The 22,009-nt window shown below is 72.4% G+C and carries 9 protein-coding genes; 5 read left to right on the top strand and 4 right to left on the bottom strand.

Annotated features, from left to right (window positions below):
• Positions 1 to 10 precede the first annotated feature (10 nt).
• The gene (locus WMF29_RS04335; protein ID WP_437327624.1) at positions 11 to 7,834 is read right to left on the bottom strand and encodes an SDR family NAD(P)-dependent oxidoreductase; all 7,824 of its coding nucleotides are present in this window, start codon (positions 7,832 to 7,834) and stop codon (positions 11 to 13) included.
• A 26-nt stretch (positions 7,835 to 7,860) separates the two neighbouring features.
• Positions 7,861 to 9,510, bottom strand: coding sequence for a PfaD family polyunsaturated fatty acid/polyketide biosynthesis protein (locus tag WMF29_RS04330; protein ID WP_437327623.1), 1,650 nt, complete (start codon positions 9,508 to 9,510; stop codon positions 7,861 to 7,863).
• A 562-nt stretch (positions 9,511 to 10,072) separates the two neighbouring features.
• On the opposite strand from WMF29_RS04330, the gene WMF29_RS04325 reads away from it, so the two are divergent.
• On the top strand, positions 10,073 to 12,652 hold the full coding sequence (locus WMF29_RS04325) for an ATP-binding protein (RefSeq protein WP_437327622.1): 2,580 nt from the start codon (positions 10,073 to 10,075) through the stop codon (positions 12,650 to 12,652).
• A 52-nt stretch (positions 12,653 to 12,704) separates the two neighbouring features.
• On the opposite strand, the gene WMF29_RS04320 is transcribed toward WMF29_RS04325, so the two are convergent.
• Positions 12,705 to 13,454: a hypothetical protein gene (locus WMF29_RS04320; protein WP_437327621.1), complete on the bottom strand. Its 750-nt coding sequence runs from the start codon at positions 13,452 to 13,454 to the stop codon at positions 12,705 to 12,707.
• A gap of 509 nt (positions 13,455 to 13,963) precedes the next feature.
• On the opposite strand from WMF29_RS04320, the gene WMF29_RS04315 reads away from it, so the two are divergent.
• On the top strand, positions 13,964 to 15,133 hold the full coding sequence (locus WMF29_RS04315) for a hypothetical protein (RefSeq protein ID WP_437327620.1): 1,170 nt from the start codon (positions 13,964 to 13,966) through the stop codon (positions 15,131 to 15,133).
• Positions 15,134 to 15,214: 81 nt separating this feature from the next.
• On the opposite strand, the gene WMF29_RS04310 is transcribed toward WMF29_RS04315, so the two are convergent.
• Positions 15,215 to 16,567, bottom strand: coding sequence for an MBL fold metallo-hydrolase (locus WMF29_RS04310; protein ID WP_437327619.1), 1,353 nt, complete (start codon positions 16,565 to 16,567; stop codon positions 15,215 to 15,217).
• A gap of 752 nt (positions 16,568 to 17,319) precedes the next feature.
• Here WMF29_RS04310 and WMF29_RS04305 point away from each other — a divergent pair.
• The 3 genes from WMF29_RS04305 (at position 17,320) to WMF29_RS04295 (ending at position 21,806) form a co-directional block, all read left to right on the top strand.
• Positions 17,320 to 19,233 carry a glycosyl hydrolase gene (locus WMF29_RS04305; RefSeq protein WP_437327618.1) on the top strand — a complete coding sequence of 638 codons (1,914 nt, stop codon included), beginning with the start codon at positions 17,320 to 17,322 and terminating at the stop codon, positions 19,231 to 19,233.
• A 234-nt stretch (positions 19,234 to 19,467) separates the two neighbouring features.
• Positions 19,468 to 20,202: a hypothetical protein gene (locus WMF29_RS04300; protein WP_437327617.1), complete on the top strand. Its 735-nt coding sequence runs from the start codon at positions 19,468 to 19,470 to the stop codon at positions 20,200 to 20,202.
• Between the two features lie 110 nt (positions 20,203 to 20,312).
• On the top strand, positions 20,313 to 21,806 hold the full coding sequence (locus WMF29_RS04295; protein WP_437327616.1) for a carotenoid oxygenase family protein: 1,494 nt from the start codon (positions 20,313 to 20,315) through the stop codon (positions 21,804 to 21,806).
• Positions 21,807 to 22,009 lie beyond the last annotated feature (203 nt).

Here is a 22,009-nt window from a genome sequence, read left to right as displayed (position 1 = left end):
CTGGCCTCGATCACGCCTGCCCGCGCGCCGTGTCGGGGCGCAGGACGTACTGCACGTCGCGCAGCTCCGCGACGAGCGAGCCGCGGTCGTCGACGAACGCGATGTCGGCCTTCGTGCGATCGCGGGCCACGATCTGCCCGCGCACCACCGCGCGCAGCGGGCCGTCGGACGGCCCTTCGGCGAAGGTGTGCAGCGCGCCCACGGACATCGGGAGCGCCGCGCCGCCGAGGACGTGCTGCGTCCACAGCGTCGCGAGCTGCAGCCCTCCGTCGAGCGCCGCCGGATCGGTCTTCCACGGCTGGGCCACCCAGCCGGCCTCGCGGAGGCCAACGACCGTCCCCGCGATCCCGTCGCGGCTCACGCCGTCGAGCCGCCGGATCACCTGGAAGTCGCGGCCGTGGAAGAGCGTGCGGCCGTCGTACAGCTCGCCGCCGGCGGGCCACGGGCCGAGCTCCGGCGCGGCCGGGCCCTTCGGGGCCACGCGCCCCTCGGGCTGCTGCATCTGGATGGTCGCCGCGTAGTGCAGCGCCCCCTGCGGCCCGCGCAGCTCCGCCGCGAGCACCGCGCCGTGGCCGTTGCTCACCTCGCGGCAGTCGACGCGGAACACCTCGCCGCCGGACTCGTACGCGGCGAGCTTGATCCCGCGCAGGACCCGCACGTCGCGGAGCTCGGTCACGACGAGATCCGGCCGGCACGCGCGCGCCGCGCGGGCGAACCACTCGAGCGCGATGACCACCGGCACCACGGGGACGCCGTTGATGGCGTGATCGCCGAGGTAGGGGTGCGTCGCGCGGTCCGCGCGGACGGCCAGCGCGACCCGGCCTCCATGGCCCTGGGCCGCGAGCGCCTTCGGCTCTGCGCCGAGCACGAGCTCGACCGCGCCGGGCGGGGCGCCGCCTTGCCCGCGATCGCCGGATGCGTCGCACAGCTCGTCGAGGAGCATCTTCGCGCCCGCGGCGAGCGGGATGAGCGGCACGCCGAGCTGCGCGAAGTGGGCCTCGAGCGCCGCGTTCACCATGCCGCCTTGCCAGGGGCCCCAGCCGAGCGACTTCACGCGGCAGCCGGGGCGGCGGGCTGCCTCGGCGGCCGCGACCTTGTTCAGGACCTCGTTCGCCATGGCGTAGTCGCACTGCCCCTTGTTGCCGCCGCGCGCGGCGATCGAGCTGAAGAGGACGATCGCCTTGAGCGGGTCGCCCGCGGTCGCGCCGAGCAGGGCCCGGAGGCCGTCGACCTTCGTGCTGAACACGCGCTCGAACTGCTCGACCGTCTTCTCGGCGACGAGCTTGTCGGCGAGCACGCCCGCGCCGTGGACGATCGCCGTGACGGGGCCGAGGGCGCGGCGCACGCCGTCGAGCGCCGCGGCCACCGCCCGCGCGTCGTTCACGTCGGCCGGGACGTAGAGGGCCTCGCCGCCGGCGGCGCGGATCGCGTCGAGCGTCGCGCGGACCTCGCGGTTCGCGAGGATCTTCGCGACGCTCCTGCCGATCTCCGCCGGCGTCACCCGCTGGCCTGCGGAGGTCGCCGCCTTGACGAGCGCCGCCTTGAGCGCGGCCTCGCCGTCGGCGCCGCGGCAGGCGGCCGGCTCGTCCTCGATCGCGGTGCGGCCGAGCAGCGCGAACCGCGCGCGGCTTGCCCTGGCGAGCGCGATCAGCGTCGCCGCGGTGACGCCGCGGGCGCCGCCGCTCGCCACGACCACGTCGGACGGCCCGAGGGGGAGCGGACCGGGCTGCGCGTCCTGCCGGACGCTTCGCGGCGCGGTGCGCCGGCCGTCCGCGCGCAGGCCGATCTCGAGCTCGACGCCGCCGGACAGGAGCTCCGAGGCGATGGCCTCCGCGAGCTCGCCGGCGGGGCGACCGCCGCGCTCGAGGTCGATCGCGCGGCAGGACGCCTCGGCCCACTCCAGCGCCGCGGTCTTCACGAGGCCCGGCAGCCCGCCGACCCAGGCGCGGTCCGAGCCCGCGATGCCGAAGTCGCCGCCGGTGTCCTGGACCGTGACGAACAGGGCCGGCTTCGCCGCGATCGCCTGGGCGGCGAGGAACGCCTCGCGGTGGACGGCGAGCGCCTCGTCGGCCGTGGCCAGCTCGCGCAGGCCGCCGAGGAACACGGCGCCGCGCGCGCCGCGGGGCACGGCGGGGGCGTACTCGGCGGCGATGCCGCGCGCCGCGAGGGCCGCGACGAGCGCGGGGCCGATCGCGTCGTGGCCGGTGACCACGATGGTGCCTGCGTCGAAGAGGCCCGGCATCGCGAGGCCGGCGGCGGGCGCCGGCTCCTCGACGAGCGTCCACCGGCCGAGGGGTGAGGAGGCCGGCTCCTCGGCGGGCTCCGCCGGGGCAGCGCCGGCGGTGACAGCGGCGGAACCGAGGCTCGCGCGGAGGTGGTCGACGACCTGCCCCAGCGTGCGCAGCTGCGCCAGCGCCGAGGCGTCGACCTCCGCGAGCCCGGGCGTCCGGTCGCGGACCGCGGACAGGATCTCCACCCGCTTGATGCTGTCGATGCCGAGATCGCTCTCCAGCTCCATCTGCAGCCCGAGCATCTCCGCCGGGTAGCCCGTCGTCTCCGCGACGACCGCCATCACGACTCGCTCCACCTCGGCCGCCGCGGGCGCCGATGCGGAAGCAACGGCGGGCGCTGCGACGGCAGGCACCGTGGCGACGGCGGGCGCGACGACCGCCGGGCTGGCGCTGGCAGCAGGCAGCGAGGCGCGGAGGTGGTCGACGACCTGCCCCAGCGTGCGCAGCTGCGCCAGCGCCGAGGCGTCGACCTCCGCGAGCCCGGGCGTCCGATCGCGGACCGCCGACAGGATCTCCACCCGCTTGATGCTGTCGATGCCGAGGTCGCTCTCCAGCTCCATCTGCAGCCCGAGCATCTCCGCCGGGTAGCCCGTCGTCTCCGCGACGACCGCCATCACCACCCGCTCCACCTCGGCCGCGCCGGGCGCCGCGCCGGAAGCGGCGGCAGGCGCCGCGACGGCAGACGCCTTCGCGGCGGGCGCGGCGACAGCCGGACTGGCGCTGGCGGCAGGCAGCGAAGCGCGGAGGTGGTCGACGACCTGCCCCAGCGTGCGCAGCTGCGCCAGCGCCGACGCATCGACCTCCGACAGCCCCGGCGTCCGGTCGCGGACCGCCGACAGGATCTCCACACGCTTGATGCTGTCGATGCCGAGATCGCTCTCCAGCTCCATCTGCAGCCCGAGCATCTCCGCCGGGTAGCCCGTCGTCTCCGCGACGACCGCCATCACCACCCGCTCCACCTCGGCCGCACCAGGCGCTGCGCCGGACGCGGCGGAAGGCGCGGCGGAAGCGGTGGCAGGCGCGGTGGCGACGGCGGGCGCGGCGGCTGCCGGGCTGGCGCTGGCCGCAGGCAGCGAGGCGCGGAGGTGATCGACGACCTGCCCCAGCGTGCGCAGCTGCGCCAGCGCCGACGCGTCGACCTCCGACAGCCCCGGCGTCCGGTCGCGGACCGCCGACAGGATCTCCACCCGCTTGATGCTGTCGATACCGAGATCGCTCTCCAGCTCCATCTGCAGCCCGAGCATCTCCGCCGGGTAGCCCGTCGTCTCTGCGACGACCGCCATCACCACCCGCTCCACCTCGGCCGCGCCTGGCGCCGCGCCGGAAGCGGCGGCAGGCGCCACGACTGCAGACGCCTTTGCGGCGGGCGCGACGACAGCCGGACTGGCGCTCGCGGCCGGCCCGGCGGCCGGCAGCGAGGCGCGGAGGTGGTCGACGACCTGTCCCAGCGTGCGCAGCTGCGCCAGCGCCGAGGCGTCGACCTCCGACAGCCCCGGCGTCCGGTCACGGACCGAGGACAGGATCTCCACCCGCTTGATGCTGTCGATGCCGAGATCGCTCTCCAGCTCCATCTGCAGCCCGAGCATGGAGACGGGGTACCCCGTCTTGTCCGCGACCACGTCGAGGACCAAGCGCTCGATATCGACGCGCGGCGCAGCGGCGACCGCCGCCTGCGTCGCCACGGCGGCGGCAGGCGCGGTGACGGCCGTGGACACTGCCACCGCGGGCGCAGCGGCTGCCGCCTTCACAGGCGCAGCTGGCGCCGCGGTGGCCGCTTTTGCTGTCGCGGCGGGCGCTGCAACGGCCACCTTCGCTGCCACGGCAGGCGCCGCCTGCGCCGGCAGCGCGACAGCCGTGTAGAGCTCGCCGCCCGCGCCGTTCGGGCCGTCCAGGGCCACGTTGCTCCTGCCCTCGCCGGAGCGCGCGGTCGGCGCCGCCGAAAGCCGTACGGACGCCTCCGAGACAGGCCCCACATGCACCGGAGCGAGGAGAACCGGAGAAGGCCGTACCTCGGACACCGTCGTTGGAGCGACGGGGTACGGAGCGCCGGTCGCCAGCGCGGCAAGCCCTGCGAAGGACGCCTCGGCGGCCTGAAGGAAGGCGATGTGGCTCTCGGCCATCGTGCGCTGGTACACGCTGTGGGCTTCCGCCGTCGCGCGCTGCGCCTCCTGATACGCGGCCAGCCACGACGCGCTCGCCGCGGGCCGCGACGCGCTCACCACGGGCGTCGACGAGCTCACTGCCGGTCGCGACGCGCTCACCACAGGCGCCGACGCGCCCGCCAGCGCAGGCGCGGACGCGCTCACCGCCGGCTGCGACGCGCTCACCACCGGCCGCGACGCGCTCACCACCGGCCGCGGCGCGCTCACCACAGGCGCCGACGCGCTCGCCAGCGCAGGCGCGGACGCGCTCACCGCCGGCTGCGACGCGCGCACTGCCGCCTGCGACGCGCTCACTGCCGGCTGCGACGCGCGCACTGCCGCCTGCGACGCGCTCACTACCGGCGCCGACGCGCTCACTGCCGCCTGCGACGCGCTCACTACCGGCGCCGACGCGCTCACTGCCGCCTGCGACGCGCTCACTGCCGGCCGCGACGCGCTCACTGCCGCCTGCGGCGCGCTCGCCACCGGCCGCGACGCGCTCGCCACCGGCTGCACCGCCTCCGGCGCCGGCTTCTGCGCCGCCCGCGGCGGGCTCGCCGCCGGCAGCGCCTTCGCGCCCCCCTGCGGCGGATACGGCTTGCCGTAGTTGCTCCCGTTGATCTGCAGCGCCAGCTTCGGCTTCGGCTGCGCCCGCGGATCGCTCGGCGCCGCGAAGCCTTCCCAGAGGACCCGCGTGTCCAGCGGCACCCCGGCCACGGCGAGCCGCGCCACCGCCTCGAGCAGGCTCGTCACGCCGTGCTTGCCCTTGCGGTCGAGCGCCACCGCCCGGTGCGGCCGACCGCTCAGGATGTCGCCGACCAGGTTCGTCAGCACCGAGCCCGGCCCGACCTCGACGAACGTGCGCACGCCGTCCGCGTACATCCGCTCGATCTCCTCCACGAACCGCACCGGCTCCGCGAGCTGCCGCGCCAGCCGGTCGCGCGCCGCGTCGCCGTCGCCGTCGCCCGCGTACGGCTCGATCTCCGCGTTGCTGTACACGGGCGCCGCCGGCGCCTCGACCGCGATGCCCGCCAGGAACTCGCGGAGCGGCGCGCTCGCCTCCGCCACGAGCGGCGAGTGGAACGCCGCGGCCACGTCGAGGCGCCGCGCCTGGATCCCGACGCCCTTCAGCCGCTCCTCCGCGGCCTCGATCGCCGCGACCGACCCCGACAGCACCACCTGCTTCGGGCCGTTGTGGTTCGCGATCACCACGCCGGCGAGGCCGAGCGCCCGCACCTCGTCGATCCCCCGCGGGACCGCGATCATCGCGCCCCGCTCCGACGACGCGGCGCCCATCAGCTCGCCGCGACGCCGCGCCACGCGCAGGAGGTCCGCCGCGGAGAGCGCCCCGGCCGCGTGCAGCGCCGTGATCTCCCCGAAGCTGTGGCCCGCGAACGCCTCGGCCCGCACCCCGAGCGCCGCGAGCAGCGCGAGGTGCGAGAGGCTCGTTGCGCCGATCGCCGGCTGCGCCCACCGCGTCTCGCGGAGCCGCGCCTCCTGCGCCGCCCGGTCCTCGTCCGAGAACACCGGCCGCGGGAACACCACCTCGTGCAGCGGCGCGTCCGCGATCGCGACGCCCGCCGCCGCGTCCCAGGCCGCGCGGGCCGGGTCGAACGTCATGAGCGCGTCCGCGCCCATCCCGACGTACTGGCTCCCCTGCCCCGGGAACAGGAACGCCACCCGCCCCGGCGCCTCTCCGCTCGCGCAGTGCACGAGCGGCGCCGAGAGCGCCTGCTCCGGCCTCGCCATGAGGTGCGCCGCGACCTGCTCGAGCTTCTTCCTGAGATCCGCCTCGTCCGTCGCGCACAGCCCGAGCCGCGCCGGCCTCGACGCGTCGAACGAGAGCACCGACTCCCGCGCCAGGAAGCGCAGGATCTCGGGCACCTCCGCCTCCTTCGCCAGCGCCCGCGCGCGATCCGCGAGCGCCGCCGGCGTGTCCGCCGACAGGAGGAACAGCTCCGCCGGCAAGGCCCGCACCCGCCACGCCTTCGGCGCCGGGCCCGTGTACTCCTCCAGCGCCACGTGGAAGTTCGAGCCGCCGAAGCCGAACGAGCTCACCGACGCCCGCCGCGGGTGGTCCCCCGGCCGGATCCACGGCCGCGCCTGGGTGTTGAGATAGAAAGCGGTCTTTTCTATGTCGAGCTTGGGGTTCGGCTTGTCGACCTTGATGGTCGGCGGGAGCACCTTGTGGTGCAGCGCCATGATCGCCTTGAACAGGCCGGCCGCGCCGGCCGCCGCCTTCGTGTGGCCGATCTGCGACTTCACGCTGCCGAGCGCGCACCACTGGCGGTCGGCGCGCCCCGACGCGTCGAACATCGCGCGCAGGCCCTCGAACTCGGCCGCGTCGCCGGCCTTCGTCCCGGTGCCGTGCGCCTCCATCAGCTCCACGGTCTCGGGGCCGTACCCCGCGGCGGCGTACGTCCGGCGGATCGCCTTCGCCTGCCCTTCCGGCACCGGCGCGTACACGCTCTTGCTCCGCCCGTCCGACGACGAGCCGATCCCGCGGATCACCGCGTAGACCCGGTCCCCGTCGCGCTCGGCGTCGTCGAGCCGCTTGAGCGCCACCATCGCGATGCCCTCGCCGAGCAGCGTGCCGTCGGCCTTGTCGGAGAACGGCCGGCAGTCGCCCGACTTGGACAGCGCGGGCGTCTTGCTGAAGCACATGTACATGAACGCGTCGTTCATCGTGTCGCAGCCGCCCGCGATCACGAGATCGGACTGCCCGAGCGCCAGCTCGTTGATCGCCATCGACATCGCCGACAGCGACGACGCGCACGCCGCGTCGGTCACGCAGTTCGTCCCGCCGAGGTCGAGCCGGTTCGCGATGCGCCCGGCCACCACGTTCCCGAGCAGGCCCGGAAAGCTCGACTCCTGCCACGGCACGTAATTGCCTGCGATCTTGTCGCAGGCGCGCTTCACCTCGTCCTCCGGATACCCGAGGTCCCGGAGCGCCTTCGCCCACACCGGCCGCTGGATCCGGCTCACCATCGACGCGAGCAGCTCCTGCGCGGAGGTGACGCCGAGGATCACGCTCATCCGCTCGCGGTTCATCGCCTCGAACTGCCCCTGCGCCGCGTCCTCCAGGACCCGCTTCGCCACGATCAGCGCGAGCAGCTGCGTCGTGTCCGTCGCCGGCACGATCGAGGGCGGGACGCCCCACTCGAGCGGATCGAACGGCACGTCCTTGAGAAAGGCGCCGCGCTTCGCATACGTCTTGTCCGGGGCGGACGGGTCGGGATCATAGTAGTCCTCGACCAGCCAGTGGGTGCTCGGGACATCCGTGATGAGGTCTGTCCCGGACAGGATGTCACGCCAGAAGCCGTGCGCGTCGAGCGAGCCGGGGAAGATGGCGCTCACGCCGACGACGGCGATGGACGGGATACGCGAAGACGAAGGGTGCATGAGGACCTCGGCAGATGATCAGGCGCTCAGGCGAGCGGGCGAGGAGTGAAGTGGAATGCGGCGCTCGGCACGGGGACGCCGTACGTCCGGAGCTGCTGCGCGCGCGTGACGACGGCCGCGCCCTCGAGCAGGTTGCGCGCGACCTGGACCGCCGTGCGGCGCGCCGGGTCCTCGAGGAACGACCCCTTGACCCAGCGGTTGAACGCGCCCATGGCCGGGCCGCACCAGATCTGGTAATCGGCGCGGCGCTTCGGGTCCCCGGCGATCGCCCACTTGCTGGACATGCCGAGATACCAGCGGAAGATCAGCGCCATCTTGTGCTTCGGGTCGCGCGCCGCGCGCTCGAGCTCCGCGGGGTCGCGCTCCGTGAAGAACCGCTCGCAGCCCGCCCACACCTCGTCGCACGACATCTGGAACAGCTCCCTCTCGATGCGCGCGCGCACGTCCGTGGGCAGCGAGTCGATGGAGTCGTGGGCGACGTAGAGGTCGTAGAGCCGCTGCGCGCGGACACCGAACATCGTGCCGCGCTTGAGCACCTGGACCTGCACGCCGAGCTCGAACATGTCGGCGGCCGGCGTCATCACCACGTCCGGGAGATCGGCCTGGGCCAGCATCTTCTTGCCCTCGTCGGACAGGCCCGACTCGATGCACGACTGGTTGACCGAGCCCGTGAGCACGTACGCCGCCCCGAGCGCGAACGCGGCGGCGACCGACTCCGGCGTGGAGAGGCCGCCGGCGGCGCCGACGCGGATCGGCCGGTGATACCCGTACTTCGCCGCGAGCTCGTCGCGGACGCCGAGGATCACCGGGAACAGCGCGACGAGGGGCTGGTTGTCGGTGTGACCGCCGGAGTCCGCTTCCACGGTGATGTCCTCGGCGACCGGCAGGCTCCGCGCGAGCTCCGCCTCGTCGCGGGTGAGCCACCCGTTGCGAACGCAGGTATCGAGGATCTCGGCCGGCGCGGGCGACAGGAAGCGCGCGGCGACCTCCGGGCGCGAGATCTTCGCGAACAGGTGGTTCTTCCGGTCGACGCGGCCGTCGGGCAAGCGCTTGACGCCGCTGTAGGCGAACCGCACGACCATCGGGTTCAGGCCCATGTAGGCGGCCGCCTCGGCCCGCCGGACTCCCCTCTTCAGGTAGAGCTCCACCGTGTCGCTCTCCAGCCTGGGCTGGTTCGGAGCGTGGATGAGGTTGCAGCCCCAGGTGGGGCCGTCCGCGCCGAGCGCCGCGGAGATCTCGTCGATCGCCTGCTCGATCCGGTGCAGCCCGAGGCCTGCGGCGCCGAAGAACCCCATCATGCCTGCCCTGGCCATCGCGATCGTGAGCCGCGTGGTGTGGATGCCGTTCGCCATCGCGCCGGCCACGTAGGGGAAGCGCAGGCCGTGGACCTCGACGAAGGAGCGGTCTCCGAGCCACTCCGGGTACAGGGCGGGCAGCGTGCCGAGGAGCGGGAACGTGGGGACCCCATTGACCTGATCCTCGCGTAGGACAGCGCCGCCCCGGGACACGCCGACGCGCCCATCCGGCGTCTCACGCACCACGTGCACCGGCTCTCGCACGCAGGAGACGGCCTCCCGCAAGTCTGTCGATGTGAACGCGGGGAGCCAGGGCCCGCTGCGCCAGATGCCGATCGGCTGGAGGCCGGCGCTGCGGATGACCTGCGGATCCTCAATCATGCTGAGCTGCCTCCTAATGACAAGGACGGCCTCTATAACACCCGTCGTGAGCGGCCTGCGGTAATGGTTCGGTCACGGCGCAACGGCGCGCCGGACCCGTTCACCATGGCGATGGAAGCGCTTTCCCTCGGCTCCAGCGGGCCTGACGCGCCCTCGTGACGCACCGCGCCTTTGTTTCGTGTCTGTCACACGCGCCGCAGCGCGGCGCTCACCCCTCCGCATCGATCCCCCACGCGCTCGAGGAGACGAAGGCCCGTCCGGAGCGTCAGAGAGACCCCATCGAGGTTCACGGAGAGGACCCGTCGCCGCCGCGCGCGGGCGCCGGCTCAGGGCGGGTGGGACGAGGGCGGCGACGTGCCCAGGCCGGCGCCGCCGGGAGGGCTCGACGGGACCGACACCAGGCGCTACCACAGCGCCCGGCGGCGAGGTGAGCGGCGGATCCGACGCGCCAGCCTGCTCGGGTGTCATTTTCCACGGCCGTGCGTGCTCGGCTGCGGCGTTCCCGTGCCCAGCAGGTTTGATGTCGCCCGCGCTCGCCTTATGCTCCTGTGACGATACGACGATGAGACGTCTCTACCGCCTCTCCGCCAAGATCAGCAGGCTCCTCGCGGCCCGTCGGACGCGCGAAGCACGCGCGAGGACGCCCCGTGTGGCGCCGCCGGACGAGGCCCCGACTGGCACCGCCGCCCAGGAATGGACGCCGCAGCCCGTCGATCAGCAGCAGGCGGTGCTCAAGTACGTCATCGCCAACGTCCCCCACGCCATCTTCTGGAAAGACCGTCATGGACGGTTTCTCGGGGGAAATCAGAACTTCCTCAACGACACCAACACGAAGGTGCTGGAGAACCTCGTCGGCAAGACCGATTTCGACGTGTGGGGCAGCAAGAACGCGGAGTGCTTCGTGCGCATCGACCGGGAGGTCATGGAGGGCGGCACCCCGATGCTCGACGTCGAGGAGCCGCTGCTCCGCCCGGACGGCGAGCAGCGGTTCCTGCTCACCAGCAAGGTGCCCATCCGCGACGAGCGCGGCGATGTGACGGGGATCCTCGGGATCTACGCGGACATCACCGAGCGCAAACGCATGGAGATCGAGCTCCAGAAGGCCAAGGAGGCGGCGGACGCCGCGGCCTGCGCCAAGGGAGAGTTCCTCACGGTGATGAGCCACGAGCTCCGGACGCCGCTCTCCCTCATCCTGGGACCGCTCGAGTCGCTCCTGTCCAACCGGGACGAACCGCTCTCGCCGCGGGTGCGGGCCGACCTCGAGCTCGTCCAGCGCAGCGGGCGGCGGCTCCGCCGGCTTGTCGACGATGTCCTCGATCACCAGAAGATCGAGGCCGGCAAGATGCAGATCGACTGGGAGGCCGTCGACGTCGGAGAGCTGGTGTCGGACATGGTGGAGGAGGCTCGCCCGGCGGCGGCGCGCGGTGGGCTCGATCTATCGATTCACCTGGATCCCGAGCTGCGGAGGGTCCCCGCCGACCGGCGCAAGCTCGAGAAGATCGCGCTCAACCTGCTGGGCAACGCGCTGAAGTTTACCCCGCCTGGCGGGCGCGTCGCCGTCGACCTGCGGGCGCTCGATGGCCAGTTCGAGCTCTCGGTCGAGGACACCGGTCCTGGCATCCCGGAGGACAGGAGACACCTGCTCTTTCAACGGTTTCAGCAGATCGACGCCTCGGCGACGCGAAAGCACGAGGGGACGGGGATCGGGCTGTCGCTGGCCAAGGAGCTCACGGAGCTCATGGGCGGCACGGTCGGCGTGGAGAGCGAGCCCGGGATCGGCTCTCGCTTCTTCGTGCGGCTCCCGCGCGCCGCGGATTTCCTGGCAGCGCGGCGGGCGCCCGTCGCGCCGGAGCCGCCGAGGTCGGTCAACGGCGCGGGCACCTCCGAGCCCCCCCCGTCGTCGATCAACCTCCGCGGCTTCGAGATGCCTCCGCCGCCCGCCGCAGGCGCGCCCCGCGGCGACGGCGGCGCGGAGGGGCCGCGCGTGCTCGTGGTGGAAGACAACCCCGACATGAGATCTTACCTGGCAGACATCCTGTCGGCCGGACACGAGATCGTCCTGGCGACGAACGGCCGGGAAGCGCTCGAGTCGATCGCGACGAAGAGGCCCGATGTCATCGTCTCGGACGTGATGATGCCGGAGATGGACGGATTCGAGCTGGTCAGGCGGATCAAGGGGGATCCCGCGCTCCGGGCCATCCCGATCCTCCTCTTGACGGCCAGGGCGAGCGGCGCCGAGGCCGTGGGTGGGCTCGACGTCGGCGCCGACGAGTACATGAGCAAGCCGTTCGACCCCCTGGAGCTCAGGGCGCGAGTCCGCGCCGCGGAGCGGCTGCACCGCGCCTATCTGGAGCTCGCAGCGAAGAACCGCGAGCTCGCGGCGGCGCTGGAGCGGCTCTCGGAGACGCAGCAGGAGCTCCTCCAGGCGGGCAAGATGGCGGCGATAGGGACGCTGGTGGCGGGGCTGTCTCACGAGATGAACAACCCGGTGTCGGCCATCCTGATGAACGCCCAGCTGCTGCTCAGGCGGCACCGGAAGGGGCACGGCCTGCCCGACGAGGCCTCGCTCCTGAAGGCGCTCGGCACCATCGAGCGGCAGGCGAACCGGTGCTCGGATCTCGTGACGGCGCTGCTCGAGTACGCGCGCGGCAAGCCGATCGGCCGGGAGCCGTGCGACGTGCGCGCAGCGCTCCGCCGCGCGGTCGACCTGTCCGCGCCGCGGGCGCGCGAGCGCAGGGTCCACCTCGAGGCGGACAGCACCACATCGGCGCTGCCCGAGGTGCTCGTCAACGCATCGCAGCTCGAGTCGGCCTTGCTCAACGTGATAGGCAATGCGCTCGACGCCAGCCCGCACGGCAGCGCCGTGGTGGTCGAGGCTCGCCCGCTCCCGCGCGGCGACGTCCACGGCGTCGAGATCGACGTGCACGACCACGGCTGCGGCATCCGCGCCGAGGACCTGAGCCGCATCTTCGAGCCGTTCTTCACGACGAAGCCGCCCGGGCAAGGGACCGGGCTCGGGCTGTCGCTGACGCACCGGTTCATCGAGGAGCACCACGGCAGCATCCGTATCGAGAGCGCGCTGGGCGAGGGCACGACGGTGCGCATGTGGCTGCCCGCGCTGCAAGCGGAAGGGGCGGAGTGAGGCGAGGGAGCGCGCCCTCACGACCACGCACGACCACGCCGGCCCCGCGGCGTCAGCTCGCCGGCGAGGCGCGGAGCTCTGCGGCGAGCGCCGCGCCCAGGGCGAAGAACGCCGGACGGGCGGGCTCCGGGCCGCCACCCAGCCGGCGCTCGAGCCGCGCAGGATCCCAGCCGCAGGCGTCGTAGGTCTCCAGCGCGTGCCGGTCGCGCCTGGACAGCCGGGCCCTGGCGCCACGGAGCGCCGCGGTCATGGCCGGCAGCACCGCGGAGAGCGCGCGGCCGGTCTCCCCCCAGTCGTCGAGCGACGATGGGCTCTCCAGCACATCGACGACGAGGCCCGTGAAGAACAGGCCGACGATGGCCTCGCAGAGGCGGTCCAGCGAGCCGTGCACGGCGTCATCGCGCATCGTCCAGAGGGCCGGGTCCGGGTTGAAGTAGCCCAGGAACGCTTGCAGCATGAGCATCGGCGTCTCGGGCATCAAGAAGCGATGCTCGCCTCGCTCGCGCGTCCGCCTGCGGAGCACGCGCATCATCGAGATCATGATCTCGCCGACCGCGAACCCCTGCCGCGCCTGCTCGGCGAGATCGTCGTCCATGTCCACCTCGGCGCGGACGCCGGGGCTGAGCCGGGCGACGAACGAGATCCCGAGCGGGTGCACGAACAGCGTCCTCGTGGCGAGCATCTCGACGTCACGGAGGACATCGGCGGGGAGAATCACGGCATAGGCGACGAGCGCACGCTGGACCGCGCCGGTGATGAGCGGGTCCTCGTGGACGTCTTCGAGCAGGTCGTCCAGGCTCATGATCGACTCCGCATGATCGCGGAATAGCACAGCTGGACCTGGACGAGGAGCGGCGCCCGCTTCGCGCCGAACGCTCGCGCTGCGGCCGGCGGCAGCGCGACATCGAATCTTTCATTTATTTGCGACGAGCGATCTGTCATTTATTTGTGACGAGAAATCTCGTCATTTATTGATGACGAAAAGGGAGGCCACGGCGCCCCGCGGCCCCCTCGAGCCTACATCGCATCGCATCAAGCTCGCCCTCGAGGCGGAGCTCGCTCTGCTTCAGGCCCTCGAGCTCCCCCACCCTCTCCTTGACGGCCGAGCGCCTCTCGGCGATCTGATCGTGGCGAGCCTCGGATCTCCACGCCGTCGCGGTAGGGGGTGGGCATGGCGGCTTGGATGCCCGGGGCGGCCAGAGATCTGCTCGGAGCCTGCGGCGCGACGGCAACGGATTTTGGCAGCGCCGCCGGCGGCCGAGCCCGCGGCGCGCGCGCCGGACGGGCGCCCCTGTGTGGTAGCTTCGGCGCATGACCAGCGCGGGAGCGACGCTGCCAGTCCCGGTCGCGACGCCGCGCGGAGCCGCGCTTCGCGCCCATCTCATCGAGTTCCTGCTCGTCGGGGGCGCGACGCTCTTGCTCTTTCCGCTCGCGTGGCTCGCCCGCAGGGCCGTCGGGCTCGACGCGGCGGAGCTCGCGATCGGCTTCCTGACGTTCCACGCCGCGTCCCTGATCAACGATCCTCACTTCGCGGTGACGTACCTGTTGTTCTACAAGGACGCGAGGCGCCGCGCGTTCGGCGGCGCGTTCGCCCCGGCGCAGCGAGCCCGCTACATCGTCGCCGGTCTCCTGGTCCCGCTCGCGCTGCTCGCGTGGGCGATCGGGGCGCTCTCGACCGGCTCGGCGCGGGCGATGGGCTTCATGATCCAGCTCATGTTCCTCCTGGTGGGCTGGCACTACGTGAAGCAGGGCTTCGGCGTCCTGACGGTGCTCTCGGCGCGGCGTGGGTTCCGGTTCGACCCCCTGGAGCGCAAGGTGATCCTCGTGCACTGCTTCGCGGCCTGGGCCTACGCGTGGGCGAGCCCGGCGGATCCAGGCAGGGAGGTCGAGGAGAAAGGCGTTGTCTACACATCGCTCGCGCACCCGCCTGCGCTCGAGCCCGTCACCGGGCTCGCCTTCGGGCTCAGCGCGCTCGCGCTGCTCTGGGTCATCGCGCGCAGGTGGCGAACGGAGCGGCGCCTGCCGCCGCTCGCGCCGCTGGCCGGTTTCCTCATCACGGTCTGGCTCTGGACGGTCTACTCGAGCCTCGACCGGCTCATGGTCTACGTGATCCCGGCGCTCCACTCGGTTCAATATCTGTATTTCGTCTGGCTCCTGAAGGGGAACGAGGCGCGCGCCGCCGAGGGCCCGCCGCTGTTCGGGCGGCCGACCGGCCTGCGCCTCGGGATCCTGGCGGCGACCGCCATCGGCCTCGGGTGGGTCGTGTTCCGCGGCGCGCCGGCGCTCCTCGACAGCGCGCTGGTGCTGAGCTCGAGCGACGGCGAAGCGATGTCCGACCTGGGCCCGACACCGTACTTCGCAGCCGTCTTCGTGTTCGTGAACATCCACCACTATTTCATGGACAACGTGATCTGGCGCCGGGAGAACCCCGAGACAGCGTATCTGCTGCGACAGGACGACCGAGGCAGCGCGGCCGGCTGAGCGAGCAGACCGGCGCGGCGGCGCCTCGGGCCCCGCCCCGCCCCTGCGAAGACCGGAGCGCCGGCCGCCCTCAAGGCCGCTTCACGCCCGCCTCTTCGCGACCGCCCCCGCCGCGCGCGCGGCGAGCCGGGCGGCGGCCGTCGCGGCGCCGAGCGCCGTCGCCGCGACCAGGGAGACCCGCAGCCACGCGGCGGCGGCCTTCTCTGGCCGGTAATCGGGCAGGTACGGGCGGGCGGCGCGCGGCAGCACCCAGGCCTCGCTCCCGGGGCCCTCTCCGCCGATCGCGCGCACCGCGCGCGCGAGGCGGGTGCCGGGATACGAGCGGCTCTGCAACCAGGGGATGAAGCGGAAGAAAGGGACGTGCCCAGGCGCCTGCCGCTCCATCCAGGCGAGCGCGCGCCGGAGCTCGGCGGCCGTCGCGGGAGCGCCGCCGTCGCCTTCGAGTCGGTGCCATTCGCCATGGCCAGGCAGGAGCCACGCGAAGCGGAGCTGGCCGGCGCCCGCCAGCGCGACCAGGCGGCGCACGGAGCGGATCTGTCGCTCCCAGTCGTTCCAGCACTGGAGCCGGAACGCCACGATCTGGCCGACGCGGCGCGAGTAGGCGAGGTGGTCGCCGGTGAACAGGAAGCGGCCCCTGTACAGCAGGCACATCGAGCCTGCGGTGTGGCCGGGCTGGGAGAGCACGGCGAGCTCGGCGCCGGCGAGGTCGCCGTCGGCGAGCGGCGAGCCGTCGAGGGTCATGGGCTCGAGGCGGTCCCTTAGCTTGATCTCCACATCGGACGTGGCCGGATTGCGCCGGTCGCCGCGCGGGCTCACGTCCGCGGCGCCGAGCACGCGGCGACACCCGGGGAAGCGGGCCGCGAACTCGGCGTGGTGCGCGGTGTGGTCATGGTGGGTGAGGAAGATCCACCGCACGCCGCCGTGCGCTTCGAGGAAACGGAAGACCGCCTCGCTCGGGCTCGGCAGGTCGACGAGCACGCCGCCGCCGGGGCGCTCGATGAAGTAGGCCGTCGCGCCCGCGTTTTCGCGCGCGGGATGGCCGAGCGCCCAGACGTCCTCTTCGATGCGGCGCGGCCAGGCGCGGAACGGGGCGCCGAGGGCTCCCAGCCCGGCGCGCGCGCGGGACGGCGACGATCGCAGGCGCAAGGCGTTGACCGGGCAGGCGGCGACAGCCGAGCGCGCCGCCTCGAGATCGGCCCGGCACCGGGGCTGGCGCAGGATGCCGGTGAAGGCCCCTTCATCATAGGTGCCCGCGAGCACGGCGGGGCCGCGGCGCCGGACGTCGCCGTCCATGGCCTCCCAGTGCGCGGGCGCGACCTCGCCCAGGAGCTCTGGAGCGAAGTTCCTGCAAACGCCTGCACCACAGCAGGCGCGCGTGACGTGAAGTCGTCCCCAGTCGCCCTCCTCTATATCGTCGCTCTGCGCGTTGTCCATAGTCGAGCAGACTACCACGTTGTTCGCGAGCTGGCATGTGCGCCGATCGCCTCGAGCGGCCGGGCGCGCCGATCAGGACAACCACCATGACATCATCACCACACCACCCGATCGTCCAAGTCGTACACCACCGTCCTCCGTATCGATGACATCCACGAGACGGCGGAGATCGTCGTGCAGGCGACTGAACGCGCGCATCGTCTCGGTAGAAGAACGTAGATGGGGACATGGCGAGCAGAAAGTTCTACCTCCACGTCGGGAAGCCGCGCCGGGGCAATCGCATGGAGACCGCCACCCGCCAGGAGAGAGGTGGCTGCGTCGCCGTGACGCTCTGCCGTCCTGTCTCCCCGATTTCTCGGCGTCCTCGCCGAGGCCTCGCGCTCAAGCGCGCTCCATGACCATGATCCATGGACAAATGAACCGGTTAATATCACACCGGGGTGGCGGTCGATTTTGCCCGAGAAAGATCACAGGGAGACGGGGAGGCGGGGAGATTTACCAGGCTTTTTCTCCCCGCCTCCCCGTCTCCCTGTTCACATTTGATCAGTACCACGCCGGGCCTGCAGGCCACGCGCCCGCAGCACATCGACAGGCGCCAGCGGCAACGCGCCGCGGCGTCACGCCAGAGGCGCGCGCGGCGAAACCGGCGCGAAACCGGCGGCGGCGGCGCGCCCGGCACGTGGCCGTTGACACTGAACCGATTAACACGCTCTATTTCGCCCGTCGCTGCCACCGTTCGCAGGGAAGAACCCATGAATCTCATCCAGCTCAGCCCACGCTTCCATGCCGCATTCCTCCTGTGCTTGACGGCCGCTTGCGGGTCGTCGAGCGACGACACGCCGCCGGAAGGCTCCGGGGGCGGGTCGTCAAGCACGTCCGGAGGCACGTCGTCGAGCGCCTCGGGAGGCGGGTCGTCCAGCGCGTCCGGAGGCGCGTCGTCGAGCGCCTCGACAGGCACGCCGGACGACACACCGGAGTTTCCGGACACGCCGAGGGGCGACCTCCTCGAGGACCTCTGGACGTCGGCTCGAGCCGGCAAGTTCCGGTTCGGTTACGAGAACGCCATCACGTGGGGGCTCTACGATCCGGGCACCAAGCAGCTCGTGTCGACCAACGACTGGTTCTCGAGCATGGCGGGCGCCGCGAGCCGCGGCGAGCGGGGCTGGTCGTCGGACGCCGGCGCCACCGTGGGAGAGAACCCCGGGCTGCTCGGCATCTCCCTCGACGCGATGGTCTTCGATCCGGTCCCCTGGAATCGCCGCGACGTCACCGCCAACGCCGCGGCGTACATGCTGGCGCAGCCGGGCGGGATGGTGGCCTTCGACTGGCACACGCCCCCGTGCAACTACGACGTCAGCACCTCGGACTTCGCGGACGCCATCGAGACGCCGCTCGCGACCATCACGGTCGACGGCCAGAGCGTCCCGATCCACGCCCAGGGCGGAGGCACCCCGTTCTACGCCGAGACGTACTATTCGCGATCCCTCGGCTCCAGCGCGGACATCCCCGAGAACCTGAAGTGCATCTGCAAGATCGCCAACGACGTGCCGATCGAGCAGGGCACCCACGCCGGGATCTCGGCGCGCGACTGGCTCGTTGCCCACGCGAAGTACGTGGCCCAGTTCTTCCGCGAGCACGGGCTCGACGGCAAGCCGATCGTCCTCCGTCCGTTCCACGAGCACACAGGCGGATGGTTCTGGTGGGGTCAGCCCTACTGGAACTGCCAGGCCCTTCTCGACGACGATCGAGCCGTCACCGGCCCCGCCGCCTACAGCGCCGCGTACCGCACGTTCGCCGAGGCCGTCCGGAGCGAGCCGGGGATGGAGAACGTGATCTTCGCGTACTCGACGGACAAGGTGCGAAAGCTGAGTGACAGCTCGGTGACGCCCGCCGAGGCGAAGGTCAGGGATCCGGAGAGCCTCTCTCGCGACATGCTCCGGGCCCGCCTCATCGAGGAGCTCACCGAGCTGGGCGCGGCCTACGAGAGCCCGCCCCAGGAGGCGATCGCGGCGCTCGAGAACGACGCCCAGCCGCCGTCCGCCCTGCTGGAGGAGTACTACCTCGAGGCGTACCCTGGCGACGACCTCATCGATATCCTCGGCATCGATCTCTATTACCCGTACGAGCGCGCGGCGTCCTCGGCAGATCTCGAGGACATGAAGGCGATGGCGAGCGCCGTCGCGGCGATCGGCGCGGCCAAGGGCAAGCCTCACGCGCTCACCGAGACGGGCACCTACCGGCTGCACCTCCTCCACCGGGTCAGCAAGCTCGCGGCGGGCGCGTCGCTCGCGCTCTACCCGGCAGACCACGTGAGCAAGTGGCACGACGCCCTGTTCGATCAGAGCCTGCGGACGGAGTTCCTGGCCAACTACGGCCTCGGCTCGGCGGGCGCCGTCACGCTCTCTTCCGCCGAGGTGACGAGCCTGTTTCCGGACGCGGGGCACGGCGCGCTCACCGAGGACTGGTACAATACCCACCTCCTCGATCTCGCCAAGAGCGCCGGCGTCGCTTACGCGCTGACGTGGCAGACCTACTACGACGGCAGCGGCTTCGACGACAAGGCCGTCTACTACTATGTTCCGTTCCCGGGCCACCCGGAGGCGGACAACTTCCGTCGCTTCGCGGCGGATCCGGCGGTCTGCTTCGGCGCGACAGCCTGCCAGTAGCCCGGCGAGGACGGGGGCGCGGACATCCGCTCTAGACGTGAAAGCTGCGTCGAGCCCCGGGCCTCGCGGTCAGGCGTCCGGGCTCAGGCGGTGCCAGGCGGTCTGGAGTCGCCGGAGCGAGGGAGCTCCGGCGGCTCTTTCACTGTCATCGTCGCCGCGGCCGAGGCTCCCTCCCCGGCGCGCGCTGGCCTCGACGACCGCGCTGGAGTAAGGGGAGATCGTTCAGGAGGCACCATGGGCATCTCCATCGCGTACTCGGGCAAGCTCCGCGACCCGACCGTCGTTCCAGAGCTCGTCGCGGATCTCGCCGCCAAGGCCGCGGCCGCCGGCTGGCCCAGCAAGACCATGAAAGAGCTCATCGAAGACCGGCGCGTGACCTGCTCGGGCCTCGAGGGGATCACGCTCTATCCCCACCGCGAATGCGAGCCTCTCCACTTCCACTTCGACGGTGAAGGCACCTTCATCAACCACACGTACCACGCGCTGCTCAGCGACCCGAAGATGGCGGACATGATGCGTCAGGCGCTTGCGGAGTCCGCGGCCATCACGCGCAACCTCACCCGCGCAGCGCAGGACAAGTCGGGGCGCGGCGGAGGGCCGCGCGTCAGCGTCAGCGTCCCCAGCCTGCCAGAGGCGCCGGGGGTCGAGTTCTTCAAGGAGGGGAGCCGCTACAACTGGACGAAGACGCAGTTCGCCGGCCCCAAGGTGCACGTCGCCGTGTGCGCCATCCTGCGGTACGTGAAGCAGCGCTATGCGCCCGAGCTCGACGTCAAGGACGACAGCGGGTACTTCGTCGATGGGGACTACGAGAAGCTCGAGGGCCAGCTCGCCTACGTCGAGCGCCTCACCTCGCTCGCATCGCAGGCCATCGAGGCCGCCGCCGCCGCGAGCAAGGGCCCGATGACCCTCGACGCGTTCGTGGACCGGATCAACGAGGAGCTCGCCGAGGCCAAGGACAGGCTGCACTGACGAGCGCCGGCGCCGGTGGGCCGGCCGCTTCGACGCCAGCCCACGTAATCGATGATGACATCACCAGCACCCGATGTGATCGTCGATCACATCGGCCGCCCGGAGGTCCCATGTCCATCGCCGTGTCCGCCCCCGACCTCGACGCCGCCCTCGACGCCGCCTTCGCCGGCGCGGGGGGCGCCTCCACGGACGCCGCTCGCGGAGCGCGCGGCTTCGATCACCCGCTCGACCTCGAGGCCGAGTACGGCTTCACGCCGCTCGCGGTCGAGGGGACGCTGCCCGAAGGCCTCGAGGGCACGCTCTTTCGGGTGGGCCCGGCCCGCGCGACCCTCTTCGGCGTCCGCGTGCCGCACTCCTTCGAGGCCGACGGAGGGGTGCTCGCGGTGCGGCTGTCGGGCGGCCGGGCGGAGGGCGCGCACCGCCTCGTGCGCAGCCGCGGCCTGGTGGAGGAGCTCGCGGCCGGGCGGCGCCTCTACGGCTCGACCCTGTCCTGGCCGAAGCGCGTGCTCCACGCGCTGCAGGGCAAGCGCAGGGGCAAGAACGTCGCGAACACAAGCCCCTTCATCGCCGGCGGCCGGCTGTACGCGCTCGTGGAGTCCGGCAGGCCGACGGAGCTCGATCCGGCGACGCTCGACACGCTCGGCGAGAGCGATCTCGGCGGCGTGCTGGGCCCCACCTTCTCGGCCCACCCGCACCGGGTTGCCGCCAGGAAGACGAGCTACAACTTCGGCGTCCGCTACGGGCGCAGGACCCAGCTCGACCTCTACGCTGTCGACGACGATGGGCGCGCGCGCTCGCTCGGCGCGGTGCCGCTCTCGGCGCCGGTGATGCTCCACGACTTCTGCGCCACCCGCCGGCACCTCGTGTTCTTCGTCTCGCCCGCGATGATCCGGGTGGGGCGCGCGATGCTCCAGTGGGGAGGGTTCGAGTCCTGGGTGCGCTTCGAGCCCGGCCGGGGCACGGAGGTGATCGTCGTCGACATCGACGACGTCTCCCGCGTGCGCCGCTTCGGCGTCGACGCGTTCTTCCAGTGGCATTTCGCGAACGCCTACGACGACGGCGAGGACCTCGTCGTCGACCTCGTCCGCTACCGGACGCTCGCCACGCTCGGCGCGATCGGCAAGGACCCGGATCGCCCCGAGCTCGCCTCCGTCGACGCCGGCGTCCTCGTGCGCCACCGCGTGCGCGCGAGCCGCGAGCAGCTGCTCGTGGAGGACCTTGGCGGCGTCGTCGGCGAATTCCCGCGCGCGGACCCGCGGGTCGAGGGGGAGCGGCACGGCGTCGTCTTCCTCGCCACGAAGGGGCGGGCCGACGACCCGAATGGAAACGGCATCGCGCGCGTCGACGTCGACACGGGCGCGATCACCCTGGCGCGCATCGCGCAGCACGAGCGCCCGTCCGAGCCGGTCTTCGTGCCGCGCGCGCCCGGCGCCCCCGAGGGCGACGGCCACGTGCTCGCCGTGGTCACCGACGCGAAGGCCGGGAAGAGCGCCATCCACGTCTGGGACGCTGCGCACATGGACGAGGGGCCAGCGGCGCGGGTCCACCTGCGCCACGCCTCGCCCCAGACCTTCCACGGGGCGTTCCTGCCCCGCGCGCACTGAAGGCCGCTGCTTCCGCCCCGACTGGCGCGTCGCCGACAGGCAACGAGAGGAGGTGGCGCCGCGCCGAGCGAGAGGCTCGTCAAGCTTCGAGACCGCGGTGAGACGCGGCGCTGCGGCGACAAACGGGTTGAAACCACGAGAAAAAGCAGAAATTTCACAGGGAGGCGGGGAGGCGGGGAGGCGGAGAGCGAGAGACGGCAAGA

The organism is Sorangium sp. So ce381, from assembly GCF_051473845.1.
Taxonomy (GTDB): Bacteria; Myxococcota_A; Polyangia; order Polyangiales; family Polyangiaceae; genus Sorangium; species Sorangium atrum.
Note: the sequence above shows the minus strand (reverse complement) of the source record. Positions and strands in the feature narration are given on the sequence as shown.